18 protein-coding genes and 2 pseudogenes are annotated in these 19890 nt (G+C 70.0%); 11 read left to right on the forward strand and 9 right to left on the reverse strand.

The window, feature by feature from the left end; all coding sequences use genetic code 11:
* The first annotated feature begins 242 nt into the window (after window positions 1–242).
* The gene (locus ACIRD8_RS27675; RefSeq protein WP_403997074.1) at window positions 243–932 is read left to right on the forward strand and encodes a TetR/AcrR family transcriptional regulator; all 690 of its coding nucleotides are present in this window, start codon (window positions 243–245) and stop codon (window positions 930–932) included.
* A 253-nt stretch (window positions 933–1185) separates the two neighbouring features.
* Here the strand turns inward: ACIRD8_RS27675 and ACIRD8_RS27680 are convergent, their stop codons facing one another.
* From ACIRD8_RS27680 to ACIRD8_RS27690, 3 genes are all read right to left on the reverse strand, one after another.
* A complete protein-coding gene (locus tag ACIRD8_RS27680; RefSeq protein WP_403997077.1) occupies window positions 1186–3093 on the reverse strand; it encodes an alkyl/aryl-sulfatase in 1908 nt (635 codons plus the stop codon).
* A gap of 77 nt (window positions 3094–3170) precedes the next feature.
* Window positions 3171–3461, reverse strand: coding sequence for a hypothetical protein (locus ACIRD8_RS27685; protein ID WP_403997080.1), 291 nt, complete (start codon window positions 3459–3461; stop codon window positions 3171–3173).
* Between the two features lie 317 nt (window positions 3462–3778).
* Window positions 3779–4447 (reverse strand): GAP family protein, encoded by a 669-nt coding sequence (locus ACIRD8_RS27690; protein ID WP_403997082.1) that lies wholly within the window; start codon window positions 4445–4447, stop codon window positions 3779–3781.
* A 577-nt stretch (window positions 4448–5024) separates the two neighbouring features.
* On the opposite strand from ACIRD8_RS27690, the gene ACIRD8_RS27695 reads away from it, so the two are divergent.
* The 6 genes and pseudogenes from ACIRD8_RS27695 (at window position 5025) to ACIRD8_RS27720 (ending at window position 8224) form a co-directional block, all read left to right on the forward strand.
* Window positions 5025–5180, forward strand: a complete 156-nt coding sequence (locus ACIRD8_RS27695; RefSeq protein ID WP_403997085.1) for a hypothetical protein — start codon at window positions 5025–5027, stop codon at window positions 5178–5180.
* The gene (locus ACIRD8_RS27700; RefSeq protein ID WP_403997088.1) at window positions 5177–6601 is read left to right on the forward strand and encodes a glycosyltransferase; all 1425 of its coding nucleotides are present in this window, start codon (window positions 5177–5179) and stop codon (window positions 6599–6601) included. Before ACIRD8_RS27695 ends, ACIRD8_RS27700 begins: the two co-directional genes overlap by 4 nt.
* Before the next feature lie 143 nt (window positions 6602–6744).
* Window positions 6745–7095, forward strand: a pseudogene (locus tag ACIRD8_RS27705) (Tat pathway signal protein); the annotation flags it as partial.
* A pseudogene (locus ACIRD8_RS27710) lies at window positions 7079–7153 on the forward strand (S-adenosylmethionine-dependent methyltransferase); the annotation flags it as partial. The pseudogenes ACIRD8_RS27705 and ACIRD8_RS27710, both read left to right, overlap by 17 nt.
* A 247-nt stretch (window positions 7154–7400) precedes the next feature.
* A complete protein-coding gene (panD, locus tag ACIRD8_RS27715; RefSeq protein WP_403997091.1) occupies window positions 7401–7826 on the forward strand; it encodes an aspartate 1-decarboxylase in 426 nt (141 codons plus the stop codon).
* A 38-nt stretch (window positions 7827–7864) separates the two neighbouring features.
* On the forward strand, window positions 7865–8224 hold the full coding sequence (locus ACIRD8_RS27720; RefSeq protein ID WP_403997093.1) for a GNAT family N-acetyltransferase: 360 nt from the start codon (window positions 7865–7867) through the stop codon (window positions 8222–8224).
* Between the two features lie 341 nt (window positions 8225–8565).
* Here ACIRD8_RS27720 and ACIRD8_RS27725 read toward each other — a convergent pair whose 3' ends face one another.
* From ACIRD8_RS27725 to ACIRD8_RS27735, 3 genes are all read right to left on the reverse strand, one after another.
* Window positions 8566–9867, reverse strand: a complete 1302-nt coding sequence (locus ACIRD8_RS27725; protein ID WP_403997096.1) for a diaminopimelate decarboxylase — start codon at window positions 9865–9867, stop codon at window positions 8566–8568.
* Window positions 9868–9971: 104 nt separating this feature from the next.
* Window positions 9972–10769, reverse strand: coding sequence for a family 1 encapsulin nanocompartment shell protein (locus ACIRD8_RS27730; RefSeq protein WP_403997099.1), 798 nt, complete (start codon window positions 10767–10769; stop codon window positions 9972–9974).
* A complete protein-coding gene (locus ACIRD8_RS27735; RefSeq protein WP_403997102.1) occupies window positions 10766–11842 on the reverse strand; it encodes a Dyp-type peroxidase in 1077 nt (358 codons plus the stop codon). The genes ACIRD8_RS27730 and ACIRD8_RS27735 overlap by 4 nt, the downstream gene beginning before the upstream one ends.
* 280 nt (window positions 11843–12122) lie before the next feature.
* Here ACIRD8_RS27735 and ACIRD8_RS27740 point away from each other — a divergent pair, with 280 nt between their 5' ends.
* From ACIRD8_RS27740 to ACIRD8_RS27750, 3 genes are all read left to right on the forward strand, one after another.
* Entirely contained in the window at window positions 12123–12350 is a 228-nt protein-coding gene (locus ACIRD8_RS27740; protein ID WP_403997105.1) for a DUF2945 domain-containing protein, read from the forward strand.
* A gap of 107 nt (window positions 12351–12457) precedes the next feature.
* On the forward strand, window positions 12458–14074 hold the full coding sequence (locus ACIRD8_RS27745; RefSeq protein ID WP_403997108.1) for a phytoene desaturase family protein: 1617 nt from the start codon (window positions 12458–12460) through the stop codon (window positions 14072–14074).
* 174 nt (window positions 14075–14248) lie between these two features.
* Window positions 14249–15727: an aminotransferase class I/II-fold pyridoxal phosphate-dependent enzyme gene (locus ACIRD8_RS27750; protein WP_403997111.1), complete on the forward strand. Its 1479-nt coding sequence runs from the start codon at window positions 14249–14251 to the stop codon at window positions 15725–15727.
* 116 nt (window positions 15728–15843) lie between these two features.
* Here the strand turns inward: ACIRD8_RS27750 and ACIRD8_RS27755 are convergent, their stop codons facing one another.
* Window positions 15844–16485, reverse strand: a complete 642-nt coding sequence (locus ACIRD8_RS27755; protein WP_403997114.1) for a TetR/AcrR family transcriptional regulator — start codon at window positions 16483–16485, stop codon at window positions 15844–15846.
* Between the two features lie 84 nt (window positions 16486–16569).
* Between ACIRD8_RS27755 and ACIRD8_RS27760 the strand changes: the two genes are divergently transcribed.
* The gene (locus ACIRD8_RS27760) at window positions 16570–17307 is read left to right on the forward strand and encodes an SDR family NAD(P)-dependent oxidoreductase (protein WP_403997117.1); all 738 of its coding nucleotides are present in this window, start codon (window positions 16570–16572) and stop codon (window positions 17305–17307) included.
* 101 nt (window positions 17308–17408) lie between these two features.
* On the opposite strand, the gene ACIRD8_RS27765 is transcribed toward ACIRD8_RS27760, so the two are convergent.
* Together ACIRD8_RS27765 and gndA are read right to left on the reverse strand one after the other, a co-directional pair.
* On the reverse strand, window positions 17409–18044 hold the full coding sequence (locus ACIRD8_RS27765; RefSeq protein WP_403997120.1) for a maleylpyruvate isomerase family mycothiol-dependent enzyme: 636 nt from the start codon (window positions 18042–18044) through the stop codon (window positions 17409–17411).
* Window positions 18045–18164: 120 nt separating this feature from the next.
* On the reverse strand, window positions 18165–19604 hold the full coding sequence (gene gndA, locus ACIRD8_RS27770) for an NADP-dependent phosphogluconate dehydrogenase (RefSeq protein WP_403997123.1): 1440 nt from the start codon (window positions 19602–19604) through the stop codon (window positions 18165–18167).
* Window positions 19605–19890 lie beyond the last annotated feature (286 nt).

A 19890-nucleotide genomic window follows, 5' to 3' on the forward strand; every position in this document is an offset into this window, starting at 1 on the left:
GCGTGCTGCTTTTCGACGGCACGGGCGGAACCTGCGTGTGTGGCCTCTTCGATACGGCGCTGCAGGTCCGCGATCTTGCCCGCGGTGGTGTGGATACCGACGTCGTCGATGGTCTCGGGTGTGCTGCTGATCATGTGTCTCCCGCTCTCCTCCATCGGTACTGAATCTCGGAATGAAGGTACTCAGTACCGTTGTATTGGGCAAGTATTATTTGGTCCCTCGACAGGGGAGGATGGGTGATCATGAGCAAGCCATCCGCGCGGACCCGACTCGCAGACGCCGCCTTCGCGCTCTTCGACGAGCGCGGATACGAGCAGACCACCGTTGACGACATCGCCGAACGTGCAGGCCTCGGCCGCACGACGTTCTTCCGCCACTACCGGTCCAAGGAAGACGTGATCTTCCCCGACCATGACCGGCTCCTCGACCTGATCAGGGACCGGCTGGCGACCTCGAACCACAGCACGGCGCTGGTCGCCGTCTCCGACGCGGTCCGCCTGGTGCTGCTCCACTATCTCGACGAAGGCGACCTCGCGCGCCGGCGCTACGTGCTCACCAGCAAGGTCTCCGTCCTCCGTGACCGCGAGATCGCCGGAGTGGCGCGTTACCAGCGGCTGTTCCGTGAGTTCATCGCCGACTGGATGGGCGACTCGGCCCAGGGGGCGTCCCTCAGGGCGGAACTCATGTCGGCTGCGGTGGTCGCGGCCCACAACCACGTGCTGCGGCGCTGGCTCCGTGGGGAGACCGCGGATCCGGTCGGCGAGGTGGATGAAGCGATGCGCGAGGTGCTCGCTCTTTTCCCCGCGGCCCACTCCCGGACGGCGGGCGCCGGTACCACCGTCGTCGCATTCAGGACCGGGCAGGACATCGATGCGTTGCTCCCCTCCCTGCGCCGTCTTGTCGCAGGCGAGGGGGACGAGAGCGAGTACTGAGGGCCCTCCCGAGCTTCTGCTGCCGAGGCCGAACCATCCGCACGGCGTACGAAGAAGTCCGGGGCATGGCGACGCTCACGCGAACCGCGGTGCCAGTGCAGCCAGAGCGGCTGGGAGGCGATCTGCACCACGGCGGGATCGAAATCCATGAGTACGAGACGCTCTCGCTCCAGCCGCAGGTGTTCCGTGGCGGTACCTGCTGGAGCGGTTCGGGAGCTCGAAGACCGTGTTTACTCACACCCGGACTTCAGGATCAGGGGGTGACGATGGGGAAGTCGGGGTCGAAGTCGTCGAGGAGGCCGGCAAGGGTCTGCAGGGCGGTCTCGTCGCCGTCGAGGGTGATCTTCCCGGCCTGGGCGAGCTTGGCCGCGCTCGCGGGCTTGAGGAGGGCGGCGACGAGGGCAGCCTTGGGGCCGGCGACGGTAAGACGGGGGTCGGGGGAGGCGCCGGGGCGGGCGTTGAGGACGCCACGGCGGATCCACATGGTCCAGGTCTCGTCGGAGTGGTCGGTGAAGCGGAAGTCGATGCGCAGGTCGACGTCGGCGGCCTCGTCCCCGATGAGATGGATGGCGGCGAAGTCGAAGAGGATGTCGATCGGCATCGCGAGGACGGTGTCGGGGCTGGCTGTGGCGAAAGCGGCCGGCACCACGCCCTCGCGCAGTTCCTTGGCAGCGGTGAGGAAGATGCCGCGCCACTGCGGCCCCTCGGCCTGGTAGCCCAACTGCTCGTACGCGTCGGCCTGGAGGTTCTTCGCCTCCCTGTGGTCGGGTTCGGCGAAGACGAGGGCGTGCAGGATCTGCACGGCCCACCGGTAGTCGCCCTCCTCGAAGGCTCGCCGGCCCTCGGCGAGGATCCGGTCCGGGCCGATGAGGCCGGTGAGGCGGCGGGCGGTCTCGACGGGCGGGTGCGGGTGGAGGGAGACCGGGTCGCCGTCCCACATGCCGAGTTCCTTGTGGAACACGGCGCGCACGTCGTGGTGGAGGGTGCCGTGGTAGCCGCGGACGGCCCAGTTCCGGCCGAGTTCCTCGGGCAGTTCGACGACCTCGGCGGCCTCCAGCGGGGTGTACCCCTTGTTCGCCAGCCGCAGCGCCTGGTCGTGGATGTACTTGTACGTGTCGCGCTGCGACTCCAGGAACGCGGTCACGTTCTCGTTGCCGAAGACGGGCCAGGTGTGCGGTCCGTAGTGGACCTCCGCCTCGTCGCCCCACCGCTGGAGCGTCTCGTCGAGGTACCGGGCGAAGTTGCGGGCGTCACGGGTCCTGGCGCCGCGCAGAGTCTGGATGTTGTGCAGCGAGTGGTTCGCGTTCTCCGCGCAGGTCAGCGCCTTCAGCTCGGGGATCCAGATGTGCATCTCCTCCGGAGCCTCGGTGTCGGGGGCGTAGAGGAACTCGAACTCCAGCCCCGCCAGCTCCCGCCGCTCACCGGTCTTCGTGATGGAGTCGGTGGGCGAGAGGTAGGTGATGGTGGTGCCGGCCGAGCCCATGATGCCGATGCCGCTGGTGATGTGGCCGCAGGAGTTCAGGCCGAGGAGGGTACCGAAGGCATAGCCGGCACGTCGGGACATGGCATTGCCGGCGATGACGTTCTCACCGATGGCGTGCTTGTCGAAGGAGGCGATGGTGCCGGGTGCGACGATGGGCACCTTCCCTGAGGCGACGTCCTCGGCGGAGACGACTCCCTTCACCCCGCCGTAGTGGTCGATGTGGGTGTGGGTGTAGATCACGGCGGCGACCGGCTTGTCGGTGACGTGCTCGCGGATCATCCGCATCGACATGGCCGCCGCCTCCACGGAGGCGGTGCAGTCCACCACCACGAGCCCCGTCTCGCCCTCGACGACGGTCAGGTTCGCAATGTCGCAGTTGCGGACCTGGTACACCCGCTCGGCGATCTTGTACAGGCCGCCCTTGCGTATGAGCTGGGACTGCCGCCACAGGCTCGGGTTGACCGTGTCGGGCGCCGGGTCCTCGTCGCCGATGTAGTCGAACCACGCGGGGTCGAAGATGACCCGGCCGTCGGCAGCCTGCACGGTGTCGGGCAAGGGCGCGAGGAAGCCGCGGTCGTTGTCGGTGAAGTCCCGACGGTCGTCCATCGCGTACCGGGCCAATGCTTCGCGGTTGACGGCGGCGGTCCGTGCGGTGGCGGGCTTGGGCTCGTAGGCCATGAGGGTCCCTCCTGGTCGCCGGCCATGCCGTGAGACGCGGCGCGGCCTACCGACGAGCCTTACGGCCGGGTATGCGGTCAGCGAGGGGAAGGGGGCCGTTCGGACGAATTCTTCGAGGCCGAGCGGCGGGCGTCGGCATACGCGGTGTCGAGATCGCCGAACATTTCCTTCGTGGCCGGCACGATGCCGCCGTCACCGAGCCGGGTGGCAAGCCCGGAGCGTTCCAGGAGGTGTACGAGTGCCGACCGGACGCCGCACAGGACCAGCCGCCCGCCACGGCCGGTGAGGCGGGCGGCGTACCGGTCGAGCCGCTTGAGCATCGCCAAGGACGGCACGTCGGGCAAGGCCCGCAGGACCAGCACCAGCACCGCCCCGGGCACCGTCGACTGGCGGAAGCCTGCTCTCGACCGGCGTGGTCCAGGACGGTGACCGTGCCCGGCACGAGCGTGGCCGACGGCTCGGCAGTCTCCCAGCGTCCGGGGCCGGAGGACCCCGGTCGGGGGTGAGGTGCAGGGCGGTGAGATGGGCCTGGCGGGCAGCCCCTGGGCGCAGTACAGCGACAGGGGCACAGGAGGCAGCCGATGCCCCCCACATCGGGAGACCTCGACCCCCGTGCGGGCCCCGCCGCCGAAACTCACATCCGACAGCTCGGGCCGGCCGAGGCGGAGCCGAACGGTCGGCAGTCTCACGCCAACCCTGTGAGCGCGTCGCCGATGTACTTGGCACCGAGCACGACGAGCACCGTGGTCATGATCGCCGCGTTGTGGGCCGCCATCCACTCCTTCCACTCGGCCAGCACGCGCCCTGCCCGGTCACCGCCCAGCAGATAGACACCGAGCGGCAATAGCGTGCAGAGCGAGCCGATGAGCACCATCAATGCCGCTGCCACAGCCTTGCCGCCCGCCCCGGCGTCGCTGGTTGCGATGGAGACCGCTCCGGCGACGGAAAGGACCAGGTTCTTCGGATTGGCGGCCACCAGGACGACCGCGAGACCGGCGGCCCTGGCCGCCGTGAACCGGTCGATGGCCCGCATCCACCCGGGCGGCGCCACATCCCGTCCCGCTCTCGGGCGGCCCCGCCACTGCTTGACCGCCATCAGCACGAACAGCACGCCAAGGCCCAGTTGGAGCCAGTACGCCCATGTCGGTTTCTCTGTGCCCGGGGTCATCGAGCTGCCCGCGGCGACGACCACGGCCACGACTCCTGCCAGAGCAACCACCCAGCCGGCTGTGAACGCGATCCCGTTGGCCCGCCCCTTCGGCGTGGCCAGTATCAAGACCACAGCGACCAGCGGCAACGGGCTGATCGCGATACCCGCCGCCGAGGTGAGCATCGCGCCGATCGCTTCTCCCATGGCGTGCCCGAACCCTTTCCCTAGGCGAATCCCAACCGGCAATCCCGGACAATTAATCACATACTGTTCAGCGGAATAGCGCGCGGCACAGTGAAGGAAGCCTCTGGCTTGCCCCTCCGACCCGGTGACCACGCCTTGGCTCCCCGCTGGCGACGTGCGGAGTGCAGATCCACAGGCGCCGACCCGACAGTGCTCTCCACTGCCGACTCGTGAGCCCGTGTCTCGGATGGTGCGGGCCTGGGCATTCAGGGACTCCGCTGCGGCGAGAGTGAGCCGAGAGTTCATGCCGAGCTCGGAGCGGCCGTAGGGATTCCCATGGGTCCAGAACAGCGGGGACAGGGCCCCTCGGTCGGCGTCGGTGAGCCGCGCTGCTGCCGCAGGGCGAGCAGGGAGCCAAGGTCGGCTCGTTCGCGCCGGAACGGCGCAGGCCGAAGTTCCCCCACTCATTCGTCGTGCAGTCACCACCACCCGATGGCGTACTGCCGCCACTCGTGCAGGTGCCAGCACAGGCGGCACAGCCGGGACCGGGTGATGGTGGCGGAAGCACTGGTGATCTTCCCCGAAGGAGCAGGCAGCAATGTACGACAATCAACTGGCGCAGACGGGCACGGGAGTTCTGGTCGTGGGCGGCCTCACCATGGCGGGCTGGTGGATGGCCGCCTTGGCATTGTTCCTCGTCGTGGCGGGAGCGCTGTGCGTCCGGGTCGTGTTCCGGCGCGGTGAAGGAGTGTGAGCGGGAGCAGCCCGGCGCTGATCACCGCAGGACGACGTAGGACGGCGGCCCTGGTCACGGCCACCGTGGTGCTGGCACTCCTCGCACTGGGCCTGACGGCTTACGGAACCCGCGCGTACTCGGTGGTCACCGAATCGTCCGCCACATACGCGGAGTGGGCGTGGGCTCCTGTGGCCCTGATCCTGGCGGTCCAGACCACTCTCTATCTCCTGGAGAGGCCCTACCGCGCCACGTCCGATCAGCAGGAGGTGCTGGACGGGCGGCACGTCGCCGTACTGATGCCGGTCTTCAACGAGGACGACGGGTACCTGCGCTCCGCCCTGCGGTCTTTGCTCGCCCAGTCCCGGCTGCCCGACTCCGTCCACATCGTCGATGACGGCTCCGAATGCGCTCACCGAGCCACGCGACGCTGGTGGTGCCGGGTGGCGCGCGACGCCGGCATCGCCACGTCCTGGCAGCGCACCGCCAATGCCGGCAAGCGCCACGCACAGGTCCGTGCCGCGAGCCGCTGCCCGGAAGCCGATATCTTCGTCACCATCGACTCCGACGCCCATCTCGCTCCCGACGCCCTGCACGAGGTGCTCCAGCCCCTGGCCGACCCGCGTAACCAGGTCGTGGCCGGAGTCGTCGCGGCGCACAACAACCGCAACGGCTTCCTCAGCCGCATGACCGACCTCTGGTACGTCACCACCCAACTCGTCGACCGCTCGGCCCTCTCCCCGTTGGGCGGTGTCATGGTCGCCTCGGGATCACTCGCCGCCTACCGCGCCGAGCTCCTGCGCGACCACCTCCACTCCTACCTCGGAGAGAGGTTCTTCGGCCGGCCGGTCGCCTTCTCCGACGATTCGATGCTCACCCTCTACGGCCTGATGCGCGGCAGAGTCGTCCAACAGCCCACGGCGATCGTGTTCAGCGCCATGCCCGAGACCGTCAGCCACCACCTCCGCCAGTACCTGCGCTGGATGCGCGGATCCACCATCCGCGCCCTGTGGCGCATCCGCTACCTCCCCCCCACCCACCCCGCCTACCTCGCCCAACTCCTGCGCTGGTTCCAGCAACTGACCTGCACCGCCCTCCTGATCTGGCTGACCCTCCTCCACCTGCACACCGACACCCACCCGCCCACCAGCCTCTTCCTCGTCCCCCTGGTCATCGTCTCCGGACAAACCCTCCGCTACCTCACCCTCACCCGCTCCGACCAGAAACTGCGCTCCCAGCTCGCCACCTGGGCCCTCACCCCCCTCGCTCTCCTCTGGTCCTGGACAGTGCTGCGCCCCGTCCGCTGGTACGGGCTCCTCACCTGCATGCGCACCGGATGGGGCACCCGTGCCGACGGCGCGGAAGTCGTCCTGCCCATCCAGTCGGCCGACGGCCTACAGGCCCCCAAGCGAACCGGCACCGCCGTCCCGACGGGGGGATGACCAGCAGCGTGCGAAGACACGCGCCAGCACCTCCACGCTGGCCGAGGAAGACATGCGCGGACCCATCAGCAGATCGCTTCACCGGCCTCCGAGGCCACACAATTGGGGTAAATGTGGCTCCAACAGCGACCGCTCACGGTTGTCGGCATCCGCAGGACCTCGCCCGCGCCGACAACGACGATGCGCCGGGCCGCGTGGACTTCTTCCAGGACGCCTCCCTCGCGCACGAGACAGCTTGTGCCCTGCGCGGCCTGGGACAGCCAGTCGACGCGGAGATCCACTTCCAGCGCAGCGTTGCCACCCGTCGCCGCCAGCAATACGCCCGCACCCACAGCGTGACCCTTGGCTACCTCGGCGCCGACCAGGTCCAGCAAGGCCGCCTTGACGAGGCATGCGCTACCTGGGGGCAAGCCCTCGACGCCATGACCGGCGTTCTGTCGGGCCGCGCCCGCGACGTGATCGTCGGAGGTCGAGTCGATCGCAACGGTGGTCGGGGGCCACATCCGCGTTCAGGACGACTGCCAGGGCGGGATCGAATCTGTTATCAGAGTGGCGGTGATCACGGGCACCCATCGGTGGGAGCTGAGTAGGCTTGTGCAGTCGTTGCGGTGCGGGTGCAGGGGGGAGTGCAAGATCTCCTGCAACTACCTGACGGGCCGTCAGTGAAGTGAGCAAGTGGTGAGCATGGGTCCTGAAAAACCTGGGGAAAGCTGCACGAACGTGCGACTGGTTGTAAGGTAGCGAAACAGCACTTGACCTGCAAAAACGCAGGCAGGAAGCCTAGCTCGGGAGTGGCTCCATGATGCGCACCATGTTCAAGTCCAAGATCCACCGAGCCACCGTGACCCAGGCCGACCTGCACTACGTGGGCTCCGTGACGGTCGACGCCGACCTCATGGACGCCGCGGACCTGCTGCCCGGCGAGCTCGTGCATATCGTGGACATCGACAACGGTGCCCGCCTGGAGACGTACGTCATCGAAGGGGAGCGCGGCTCCGGCGTCATCGGGATCAACGGTGCCGCCGCCCATCTCGTGCACCCCGGTGACCTGGTCATTCTCATCAGTTACGCGCAGCTCGACGACGCCGAGGCACGTGCCTTCGTGCCGAGCGTCGTGCACGTCGACGCGGGGAACCGCATCGTGGCCCTGGGGGCCGACGCATCGGCCCCCGTGCCGGGTACGCGCACCGAGCGCAGCCCGCAGGCCGTCCCCGCCCGGGGCTGATCCGGCCCAGGCGTACGCCGTACGAGGGAGCACCCGCCATGGCAGAGGAGAACACCGCAGTGGACATCCGGGACGACCGCGAGCACGGCAGGCTGACGGCCTACGACGAGGGCGGCTCGGTGGCGGGCACCATCGCGTACTTCGCGATGTATCCCGAACCCGGTGCCCTCGTCGGCGTGCACACCGTCGTCGGGCCGGAGTACGAGGGCAAGGGCGTCGCCGGGGCCCTCGCGCGCGAGTTCTACGGGTTGGCGGCCCGCCAGGGGGTTCCCGTCGTTCCGCTCTGCCCGTATCTCGCCGCGTGGGCCGAGCGTCACCCCGACCAGGCGCCGAAGGCCCCGGAAGAGCTGGTGCGCGGGGCCGAGAGGCAGCTCGGGTCGCATCCCGAGCTGTTCTGAGACCGGCCGGGGGCTTCCCGGACCAGGAGTCCCGGTGCGTACGTATGGACTCGGCAGGCGAGGGAAGCCGCACGGGGAGACGGTGGAGAGGAGATCCACTCGTCCCGTCCGTCGCACCTGGAGGACCGAGATGACACACCCCAGTCCCGACCCCGTGCCTGTGCCGGCGCCCCCGCCCGTGCCGGGGCCGCCGACACCGGTGCCCTCGCCGCCGCCCGTGCCGCCGGGCCCCGTGCCGCCCGGCCCGGCGCCCGATCCCATTCCGCAGCCGCCGAACCCGAACCCCGAACCGGTACCCGAGCCGGAGCCCCAGCCCCAGCCGGCGGGGTGAGCCGGAGTCCCTACGGCCGGCCGTACAGTCCCGTCAGCGCGTCGGCGTGGTGCAGCCCGCTCTCCGCCGCCACCGAGTCGAGCGACTGCGCCTCGCGCACCGGGGCGAAGCTCAGGCCGCCGGATTCCCCCGCGAAGCCGTACACGGCCGGCCGGGGCAGGCTGTTGTAGGCCCAGGGGGTGGAGAAGTAGTACGCCCCCGTGTCGTACAGGGCGACGAAATCGCCCTCCCGCAGTTCGGGCAGCTCCCGGCCGTGGGCCACGACGTCCCCGGCGAAGCAGCACGGCCCCGCGATGTCCTGGACCATCGGCGGCCCGCTCCGGGGACGGCCGTCCCCGTCGAACGCGCCGACCCGGAGCGGCCAGGCATCGGGCATGAAGACGGTGCGGGTGGCGATCTGGGCCCCCGCGTGGGTGAGCGCTATGCGGCGCCCGCCCGCGTCCTTCGTGTACTCGACACGTGCCCCGATGAAGCCGTTCTTGGCCAGCAGGGACCTGCCGAACTCGGTGACCAGGCCGTAGCGCCCGTCGAAGATGCCCGGAGCCGCGTGCCGGAGCGCCGCCACGTACTCCGCGAAGGCGGGGCGCGTCTCGTCGTCGTCGAAATTGACCGGCAGCCCGCCGCCGATGTCGATCCCCGTGACCCGACGCGCGCCCACGGCCTCGTTGATCTCCTCGGCGAGACGGTACGTCTCGGCGATGCCCGCGGCGATGAGTTCCAGCGAGCAGCCCTGCGAACCGACGTGGGCATGCAGCCGGGTCAGCCAGGGACGTTCCACGAACGCCTGGACGACCCGTTCGCGGGCGCCGGGGTCGCGCAGGGCCACGCCGAACTTGGACGTGGCCGTCGCCGTGCTCATGGCGCCGATGGAACCGCCCCCCACCTGCGGGTTCACCCGCAGCCCCAGGACGGAGGGCGAGCCGGGCGAGCGGAGCTCCTCGATACGGCGGATCTCGCCGAAGCTGTCCGCGTTCACGGCGACACCGAGCGCCAGCGCCAGCCTGAGCTCGGCACGGGTCTTGGCGGGTGAGTCCAGGACGATCCGGGCCGGGGTGAAGCCGGCCTCGACCGCGAGCCTCAGTTCGCCCGGGCCGGCCACCTCGCACCCCATGCCGCGTTCGGCCAGCAGCCGCAGCACCGGGATCAGTGACGCGGCTTTCGCGGCGAAGGTGTGCAGCACCCGTACCCCCGGCTCGGCGGCGAACGCGTCCCGCAGTGCATCGACACTGTCGTGTATCCCGTCCGCGTCCAGGAAGCCCGCGAGCGGTTGCTCCTCGCCCAGCAGCCCTTCCGCCACCGCGAGGCGCAGCACCTCGGCGAATCGGGCGGAGCGCGGTGGGCGGCCGGGAGCGCTTGCGGGACCGGGGGGCGGTGTGGTGCGGGAGTCGTCGATGGGAGCCTCGCAGGTCGGTGCCTTCAGGCGATGAGCGGGACCACGGCCTCGGGTGTCAGCATCCGGAAGGTGAACGCCTGGTGGAAGTAGAGCCTGACGCTCGTCGCGTCGTGGTCCAGATATCCGATGGACAGGTCCTGGCCCAGGCACAGCTCGAAGTCGCCGCCGCGGGTGGACAGCAGGGCCCCGCCGGCGACGGCGGGTGCCCACAGGATGGGTTCGTCGAGCTGCCGTGCCAGATGGGTGGCCACCGGATAGCCGTGGTCGGAGGTCTCGGTGGCCTCGGTGTACGCGTCCGCGCCGAGCAGCAGCCGGTACGGCCCGTCGACCCCGGCGAGCCGCAGCCGGGTCAGTGCCTGGCTCACCGCAGTCGGGTAGTCCCGCGCGTCCGCCGGCAGCGGCAGCGGGGCGTGCGAGGAACCGTCCCGCAGACCCGTGATGCCGGCCGCCGCGTACCCGTCGATGACCGCCATGTCCTCGGCGAACGCGCAGGTGCGGGCCGCGTCCTTGACCGGCTGCCAGTCGCTGTCCTCGGAGCCGCGTTCCACGTCGTCGACGGCCGCCCTGGTCACCGTGAACGGCACCCGCCACTCGATGACCGGCCTCGCCGTACGGGCCCGGGCGATCACATCGGGGGTGGGTGGGTCGATGTCGCGCAGATGCCCGTCGCCGATCGCCGACAGCCCCGGCCCCTGCGGGTCGCTGACGTCCACGACGCGGCGGCCCGCCACATGACGGCTGAAGGTGCGTCTGGCCTCCTCCTCGATCTGCTCCCAGGCGGAGTCGGTGACGGGGGCGAGTTCACGGTGCAGGTTGTTCATCGCGGGGCGCTTTCTTGCAGGCTGCCGATACGCAGCGAACCGTCGCGGACCACCGGCGCCGGCGCGGCCGTGGAGCGCTGCTCCGAGGGCTGCGGCTCCGGGACGGCTGTGGTCCCGGCGGGGGAGGGCGGCGGCGGAGGGGCGTCGAGGAAGTCGGCGCTGGGGGCGTGGAAGAGCGAGCCGGTGACCGCCGTGGAGAAGTCGAGAATACGGTCATGGGTGCCGGGCGGGCTCCCCAGGAACATGTTGCGGAGCATCTGCTCGGTGACCCCCGGATCGGCCGCGTACCCGATGAAGTACGTCCCGAACTCGCCCTGTTCGAAGCTGCCGAAGGGCATGTTGGCGCGCAGGATGTCGAGTTCGGTGCCGTCGTCGTCGGTGACGGTGTTCAGGGCGATGTGCGAATCGGCCGGCTTGACGTCGTCGGCGAGCTCCATGTCCGTGAACTTCGTACGGCCGATGACCCGTTCCTGGTCCTCGGTGCTCAGCCCGTTCCAGGCGGCCAGGTCGTGCAGGTACTTCTGCACGACGACGTAGCTGCCGCCCTCGAAGGCCGGGTCCTCCGGTCCGACGATGGCCGCGGCCCTCGCGTCGTCGCCCACCGGGTTCTCCGTACCGTCAACGAAACCGAGCAGGTCCCGGTGGTCGAAGTAGCGGAATCCGTGGACCTCGTCGACGACCTTCACCGCACCGCCGAGCCGTCCGAGGAGCTGGGAGGCCCACTCGTAGCAGACGTCCATCTGTTCGGCGCGGACGTGGAACAGCAGATCGCCCGGTGTGGCCGGAGCACGGTGGACGGGTCCCCGCAGCTCCAGGAACGGGTGGAGACGGGCCGGCCGTGGGCCGGCGAACAGCCGGTCCCACGCGTCGGAGCCGAAACCGGTCACGCAGGCCAGCCCGGCGCTCGGCACCCGGAAGCCGATCGACCGCGCGAACGCCGCGAGATCGGGCAGCACATCGCGTACGGCGGACTCGCCGCCCGGCTCGATCGTCGCGACCAGCACCACGGCGGCACTGGTCAGCGGCGCCACGACGGGCTGGACCACGACGGGTTCCGGTACGGCGTCGGACATGCGCGCACTCCGTAGGTGGCGGACAGGGCTCCCTGCCACTTATCCACACCACGCTCCCTGCCGCACCCCGGCCCGGCCCGGCCGGGCGACGCGCCCCGTAGGGAGAACACCGCGGCGCGGACCTGCCCGCCCGTACCGGGGAGCGCGTCGCGGACGACGACAGCCACCGCAGCGGTGGTCCGCCCGCCGGAATGCGCTGAGCCATGAATGGCGGGACAGTGGAAGGCGTTTGCGGAACGTCGTCCAGCGCTGGGACCGAAGCGGAGGGAGCGTGCGGATCGTGGCCGAGGGAAAGAAGCTCGACAAGGACGACCGGGTCTCGTGGAGCAGCCACGGGCAGAGTGTTCCCGGGAAGGTGAAGAAGAAGATCACGGAGCGCACCGAGGCGGCGGGACGTACCGTCGACGCCTCGAAGGACGAACCGCAGTACGAGGTCGAGAGCGAGAAATCCGGACGCAGAGCGGTGCACAAGCCGCAGTCCCTGCGCAAGAAGGGCTCAGGCTCATGAGCTGAATTCCCGGAGCAAGGCGGCGCAGGAGCCCTCTCAGCCGGACGTCCCGTTGGATCCGGGCCGCACGGGCGGGCCCGGAACGGCGAGAACACGTGGAGGCATCGATGCCGGATGCGGTGGTCATCGGCGCGGGGCCCAACGGTCTCGTCGCAGCGAATCTCCTCGCCGCCGCGGGATGGAGCGTGGAGGTTCTGGAGGCGCAGCCGGAACCGGGCGGCGCGGTCCGAAGCGACCGTGGCGTCCACCCCGACCATGTGAGCGACCTCTTCAGCGCCTTCTACCCACTGGCAGCCGCCTCGCCGGTCCTCGGCGGGCTGGAGCTCCAGGAGGAAGGGCTCGGATGGAGTCGAGCGCCGCGTGTGCTGGCGCACCCCCTGCCGGACGGCCGGTGCGCAGTCCTCGAACACGGGGCGGAAGACACTGCGGCCGGGCTGGACACGTTCGCAGCGGGCGACGGTGCTGCGTGGCTCGATCTCTGCGGCACATGGAATCGTCTGGGCCCCGACATCCTGCGGGCCCTCTTCACCCCTTTCCCGCCGGTGCGCCCTGCCGTCCGCCTCGCTGCCAAGCTCCGTGCGGCCGGCGGGCTACGGCTGGCACGGACGATGGTGCTGCCTGTACGTCGCCTGGGGGAGGAGGAGTTCCATGGCGAGGCGGCGAGGCTTCTGCTCGCGGGCAATGCGCTGCACGCGGACCTCGGCCCCGAAGCGGCGGGCAGCGGAGGCTACGGATGGCTGATGTCCATGCTCGGGCAGACCTACGGCTTTCCGGTGCCGGCAGGGGGAGCAGGGGCGCTCACGGCGGCCTTGGTGCACCGACTGGAACGGCACGGCGGCGTGGTCCGCTGCGGAGAGCGTGTGAACGAGGTCGTCGTACGCGGCGGACGCGCCGTCGGCGTACGCACCGCGGGGGGAGAGGCCGTACCCGCCTCCCGTGCCGTGCTCGCCGACGTGTCCGCGCCGGCGCTGTACGGCGAACTGGTCGGTGCACAGCATCTTCCCGACCGGCTGCTGAGTGACCTGCGCCGGTTCCAGTGGGACTTCGCGACGTTCAAAGTCGACTGGGCGCTGAACGGCCCCGTGCCCTGGACCGCGAGGGACGCCTCCACGGCCGGGACGGTGCACCTGGCCGACGGCGTGGACGGTCTCACCCGCTTCGCCGCGCAGATCGCGACGGGCCGGGTGCCCGACCGCCCCTTCCTCCTCTTCGGGCAGATGACCACGGCCGACGCCACGCGCTCACCGGCCGGTACGGAGTCGGCGTGGGCGTACACCCATGTTCCGCACCGGATCAAGGGGGACGAGGGCGAGGACAACCTCACGGGGCGATGGGACCGGCGTGAGCAGGAAGCCATGGCCGACCGTATCGAGAACGAAGTCGAACGCTGGGCGCCAGGATTCCGCTCCCGCATCGCATCCCGGCGCATCCTGGCACCGCCCACCCTCCAGTCCATGGACGCCAACCTGCGCGGCGGCGCGATCAACGGCGGAACCGCAGCCGCTCATCAGCAACTGGTGTTCCGCCCGACACCTGGTACCGGGCGGCCCGAAACGCCGGTGAGAGGCCTGTACCTCGCCTCGGCCTCCGCTCACCCCGGCGGGGGCGTCCACGGTGCCCCGGGCGCCAACGCCGCGCGCGCCGCGCTGCGGGGCGGGGGCGTACACCGACTGCGGGCGCCGCGCATGCCGTGGGCCGTCCGCGCAGGGCGGAACACCGGTTGACAGATCCCACCGGGAGTTCGCCGGCCGCCCGGGCGAGCGCTTCTGCGGGGGAGAGGCGGGCTGCCGGAGACACCTCTGCGGCCACGGACAGCCCAGCACAGGTGTCGGTCGTCATGGTGACGGGGTACTTGTCGTCAGTCGTTTTCGCCCGTCTGCACCGGGAAGCCGCACATCATGGACCACTCGAAAACTCCCGTACTCGACGCTCTGAGGGCGTACCAGGCGCAGGAGCAACTGCCGTTCACCCCGCCCGGTCACAAGCAGGGCCGAGGGGCCGACCCGAGGGTACGGGCCGTTCTGGGAGACGCGCTCTTCAGCGCGGACATGCTCGCCGTGTCCGGTCTGGACGACCGCACCACGTCGCAGGGGGTCCTGGAGCGGGCAGAGCGCCTGATGGCCGACGCCGTGGGCGCCGAGCACACGTTCTTCTCCACCTGCGGAAGTTCGCTCTCGGTGAAGGCGGCCATGCTGTCCGTCGCCGGCCCGCACGAAAAGCTCCTGGTCGGACGCGACGCGCACAAATCAGTCATCTCCGGCCTGATCCTCGCGGGTATCCGCCCGGTGTGGGTCGATCCTCAGTGGGACCCCGATCTCCACCTCGCCCACCCGCCGGCGCCCGAGGCCTTCCGGTCGGCATTCGAGGAGCATCCGGATGCACGGGGTGCGCTGGTCACCAGCCCCACCCCTTACGGAACGTGCGCCGACATCGGAGCCATCGCGACGCTGTGCCACGAGCGGGGCGTACCGCTGATCGTCGACGAAGCGTGGGGTGCCCACCTGCCCTTCCACCCCGAGCTGCCCACCTGGGCCATGGACGCCGGCGCGGACGTGTGTGTCACCTCGGTCCACAAGATGGGCTCCGGGCTCGAACAGGGGTCGGTGTTCCACCTGCAGGGCGACCTGGTCACCGCGCGGACCCTCGCCTCCCGCGCCGACCTGCTGGACACCACCAGCCCCTCTGTCCTCATCTACGCGGCCCTTGACGGCTGGCGCCGCCAGATGGTGGAACACGGCCGTGAACTCCTGGACGAGGCCCTCACGAGGGCCCGCCGGGTACGAGCGGCCATCGAGGACATCGAGGGACTGCACGTCAACGGCCGCGACGAATTCTGTGCGCCGGGGCGTGCCTTCGACATGGACCCCCTCCAGGTCTTCATCGACCTGGGCGGAGTCAAGTTCAGTGGATACGACGCCGCTGACTGGATGCGCCGGAACCATCGCATCAACCTGCACACGTCCGACCACCGGCGCATCAACGCCCAGCTCACGTACGCCGACGACGAGACGACGACGGCGCGGCTCCTCGACGGCCTGCGCGACCTGGTGGCGCACGCCGACGAACTCCCGCCGGCCCCGGACATCCGCATCCCGGACCCCGGCGACCTCCGTCTCCGGCAGGCCACGCTCCCGCGCGACGCCTTCTTCGGCGACGTCGAGCAGGTGTCCGTGGACCGGGCGGTCGGCCGGATCTGCGCCGAGATGCTCACGCCCTACCCTCCGGGGATCCCGGTGGCTCTCCCCGGCGAGCTGCTCGATCAGGCCGCAGTGGACTACCTGCGGACCGGCGTCGCCGGGGGGATGCTCGTTCCCGACGCGGCCGACAGCACCCTCGGCACGATTCGCGTCTCCGTGCACGACGTGGGCGCCGACTGACCGGACGGTCCCTCGAACCTCCCGTATCCGCCGACCGAAGTCCAGAACCGGCACCGCAGTCGCGCACCCCTGCCCAGGAACCGTCCGGCAGCTCATGTGGCCGTGACGGCACCACGTCAGTTCTCGCGGGCCGGACCGTGCCCGGTTCCGAGGCGATTCTGCCCCTCGGGCACGGGCAGGACCGCCAGTGCGGTGTCTGCGATGTTCCGCAGCGTCTCCGGGGGCAGGCCGGCCTTGCCCACCGCCTCGATACCGCGGACCACCGTCAGCATCAGCGCCGCCAACCGCTCCGGATCCGCGGCGCCGTCGATGTCGCCGTGACGCTGGGCGGCGCTGATCTCCGTCCGCAGCAGGGTCTGCAATGCCGTCATGGTCTCGGCCGACCGTCCGGCGACCGTCGGATCGTGCTGGGCCAGTTCCGCCGCGCCCTTGGCCAACAGGCACCCGCGCCGCTCACTGTCGGAGGCGGCGTTCTCCGCCATCAGGTGCACGTATCCCGACAGCCGGGCCAAGGCCTCTGCGTCGGGACCGCCTGCCAGCCGGCCTTCGGCCACCTCGACGACCGCCGTGCACCAGTCGTCGAACACACGGTGGAACAGCTTGCCCTTGTCGCCGAATGCGCCGTACAGGCTGCCCTTGCCCAGGCCGGTCGCCTGGGCGATGTCGTCCATCCGGGTTCCTGCGTAGCCCGTCGCCCAGAACTGTTCCCGGGCCCGCTCCAGGACTTGCTGCTCGTCGAATGCGCGTGGTCTCGGCATGACCTCAGCCTAGCCATTCTTGACTCGATCGTCCATTACCGCCTACGTTGTGGACGATCCATTCCAGAACTGAAGGGGTTCGACATGCCAGGTGTGTTGCAGGAGAAGGTCGCCGTGATCACCGGAGGGACCAGCGGGATCGGGCTGGCCATCGCCCACGGCTTCGTCCGGGAGGGCGCACGGGTCTTCGTGACCGGCCGGGACATCGACCGCCTCGAAGCAGCGGTCAAGGAGTTGGGCCCTGCGGCCACCGGCGTACGCTCCGACGTCGCGGTCCTGGCCGACCTGGACGCGCTCTACGCGAGAGTTCGCGAGGAGGCCGGACGCATCGACGTGCTGGTGGCCAACGCGGGAATCGTCGCGGACGCCGCGCTCGGCGCCCACACCGAGGCGAACGTCGACCTGACACTCGCCGTCAACGTCAAGGGTCCACTGTTCACCGTCCAGAAGGCGCTTCCGCTGCTGGCGGAGAACGCCTCCATCCTGGTCATCGGCTCGAGCAACAGTGTGCGCCCCAATGAGCAACTCGAGGTCTACAGCGCCTCGAAGGCGGCGGTGAGCAACCTCGTGCACAACTGGGCCCGGCAGTCACGGGAGCGCCGGTTCCGGGTCAACGTGCTCAGCCCGGGACCCACGCGAACCCCTGGCCTGCTGGGCGCCGCGGGGCCGGGCGCCGACCGGTTCGCCGAGGCCGTCGTGCCACTGGGGCGGCTGGCCGAAGCCGAGGAGATCGCCGAGGCCGCCCTCTTCCTGGCTTCGGACGCCTCGTCGTTCGTCACCGGCGCCGAACTCTTCGCCGACGGCGGCTACAGCCGGGCCTGAACGACGGCCGGTGGCGCGCATCGGGTTCCGGCACGCGGACGTCGTGAGGGGGCTGCTTGACGGAAGGTGAGGCCCCCGCACGAATGCTCGGAGACGGGTCGTCAGATTGCCGCAGCCAGCGCGGCAACTCCCGGCCCGTCGAGGTCGTCCAGCGCCACGCGGCGTCGAGAGACGGCCAGGAGCAGTGAAAGCGCGGGCCCGCTCACCTCAGGGCCTTCGCCGATCGACGCGTCGGCATCCGCAGCCGTCAGCCGGGTGTGCGCCACGAGCTCCTTGGCTCCGCCGAAGGAGGCTGGAGTCCGAGCCTGCAGACGAAGCGATCTGACGACAGCCTCCATCGAGTAGGAGTGGGCGAGGCCCAACGGCCGGCGAATGTCCTCGCCGTGCACAACCTCCTCGACGAGTCGGCTGTCGAGGGGCGCAGGTGGGGTCGACCTGCGCGACGCCACCTGACGCAGCCGCTCCAGAGTCTCCTGCGGTGAGGCGCCACGTTCGCGCACGACGCCGCGGGCGTTCTGGAGATCGAAGTCGAACCGTGCCCGGGCGAGGCCGACCAGGAAGCTCAGGCGCGTCGTCCGGGCTGTGTCGGCCAGGTGGGCCGCCACGTCATGCACGGTCCACTCCGCACAGAGCGACGGCTGCTCCCACTGCTCGTCGTCGAGGTGTTCAAGGTCAGTGATAAGTGCCGCACGCTCCGCGTGGACCATCGACCAGACATCTCCCACGGCTTCCTCCATCGGCCGACTGCGGCATCTGTCAGGGGAGACTCGCCGCGCACCGGGAACTCATCGGTGCCTGTATTTCACGAGCCAGAGGACGACGACGCCGGCGGGTGTGGGGATCGGTGTGCTCGTAGATCAGCTTTCGACCTCGGTCCTGTCGCCGCCCCAGAGGGTGTGGAACGTTCCCTTGCGGTCGGTGCGGTGGTAGGTGTGTGCGCCGAAGTAGTCGCGCTGGCCTTGGGTGAGGGCGGCGGGGAGGCGTTCGGCGCGCAGGGAGTCGTAGTAAGCGAGGGTGGCGGCGAAGGCGGGGGTGGGGACGCCCTGGGTGACGGCGGTGGCGATCACGGTGCGCCAGTCGTTCTGTGCGGCGGCGATCTCCTCCGCGAAGCTCTTGTCGGCGAGGAGGCTCGGCATCTGGGGCTGGGCTTCGTAGGCGCTGGTGATCCGGTCGAGGAACGCGGCCCGGATGATGCATCCGCCGCGCCAGATCGAGGCGACCTTGCCGAGGTCGACGTTCCAGTCGTACTGCTCGCTGCCGGCCGCGATCTCGTGGAAGCCCTGGGTGTAGGCGACGATCTTCGAGGCGTACAGTGCCTGCTCGACCTGGTCGGCGAAGGCCGCCGCCTCTTCCTTGCCGAGCTTGCGGGCGGTGGGCCCGGCGAGGTGGCGGGAGGCGTCACGGAGGTCGGCGTGGCCGGAGACCGAGCGGGCGAAGACGGCCTCGGCGATGCCGGAGACAGGAACGCCCAGGTCGAGGGCGATCTGCACGGTCCAGCGGCCGGTGCCCTTCTGCTCCGCCTGGTCCAGAACGACGTCCACGAAGGGTTTCCCGGTCGCCTCGTCGACGTGCGAGAGCACTTCCGCGGTGATCTCGATGAGGTAGGAGTCCAGGCGCCCGGTGTTCCAGGTACGGAAGATGTCCGCGATCTGCGCGGGGGAGTAGCCGCCCACGTCGCGGAGCAGCTGGTACGCCTCGCCGATGAGCTGCATGTCCGCGTATTCGATGCCGTTGTGCGTCATCTTGACGAAGTGCCCGGCGCCGTCGGGGCCGATATGGGTGACGCACGGGGCGCCGTCCTTGGCCTTCGCGGAGATCTTCTCCAGCATCGGCCCGAGTGAGTCGTAGGACTCCTTGCTGCCGCCCGGCATGATGCTCGGCCCGTCGAGCGCGCCCTCCTCACCGCCGGAGATGCCGGTGCCGACGAAGTGGATGCCCTGCTCGCGCAGGTCGCGCTCCCGGCGACGTGTGTCCTCGAAGTGCGCGTTGCCTCCGTCGATGATCACATCGCCGGGTTCCAGGAGGGGCGCGAACTCCGCGATCACCGCGTCCGTGGCCTCTCCGGCCTTCACCATGACGACCAGGCGCCGCGGCCTCTCGAGGGCCGCCACGAAATCCTCGGCGCTCTCGGTCGCGAGGAAATCACCCTCGTCGCCGAACTGCTCGACGAGTTCGTGAGTGCGGGCGGCCGTCCGGTTGTGCACAGCGACGGTGTAGCCGTTGCGTGCGAAATTCCGAGCCAGGTTCCGCCCCATGACGGCGAGTCCTGTGACACCGATCTGCGCTGTGTTGCTCATCGTGGCTCTGCCTGCTTCCGGTCTCGTGGTCTTCGGCAGTTCGGCCGACCGCCATGGCGGAACGTGCTACCGAGCTTACGAGGTGCGGACGATTGCGGACCGGGAGGCGGTCATGGTGTCGCCCGTGTTCTCCGGATGGCCCCGCGTGACCTGCGGCATCACCGTTCGGTCCCTGCGGAACGCGGTTCGGAACGCGGTCCGGATCGCGGTCCGGGGCGCGTCGTCCGGGCCCCCGTACCGGATGCCGGGCCCCGTGAGGAAGGAACGGGCAGGGGCGTGTCGCACC

It is taken from the genome of Streptomyces sp. NPDC102451 (assembly GCF_044765485.1).
Classification (GTDB): Bacteria; Actinomycetota; Actinomycetes; order Streptomycetales; family Streptomycetaceae; genus Streptomyces.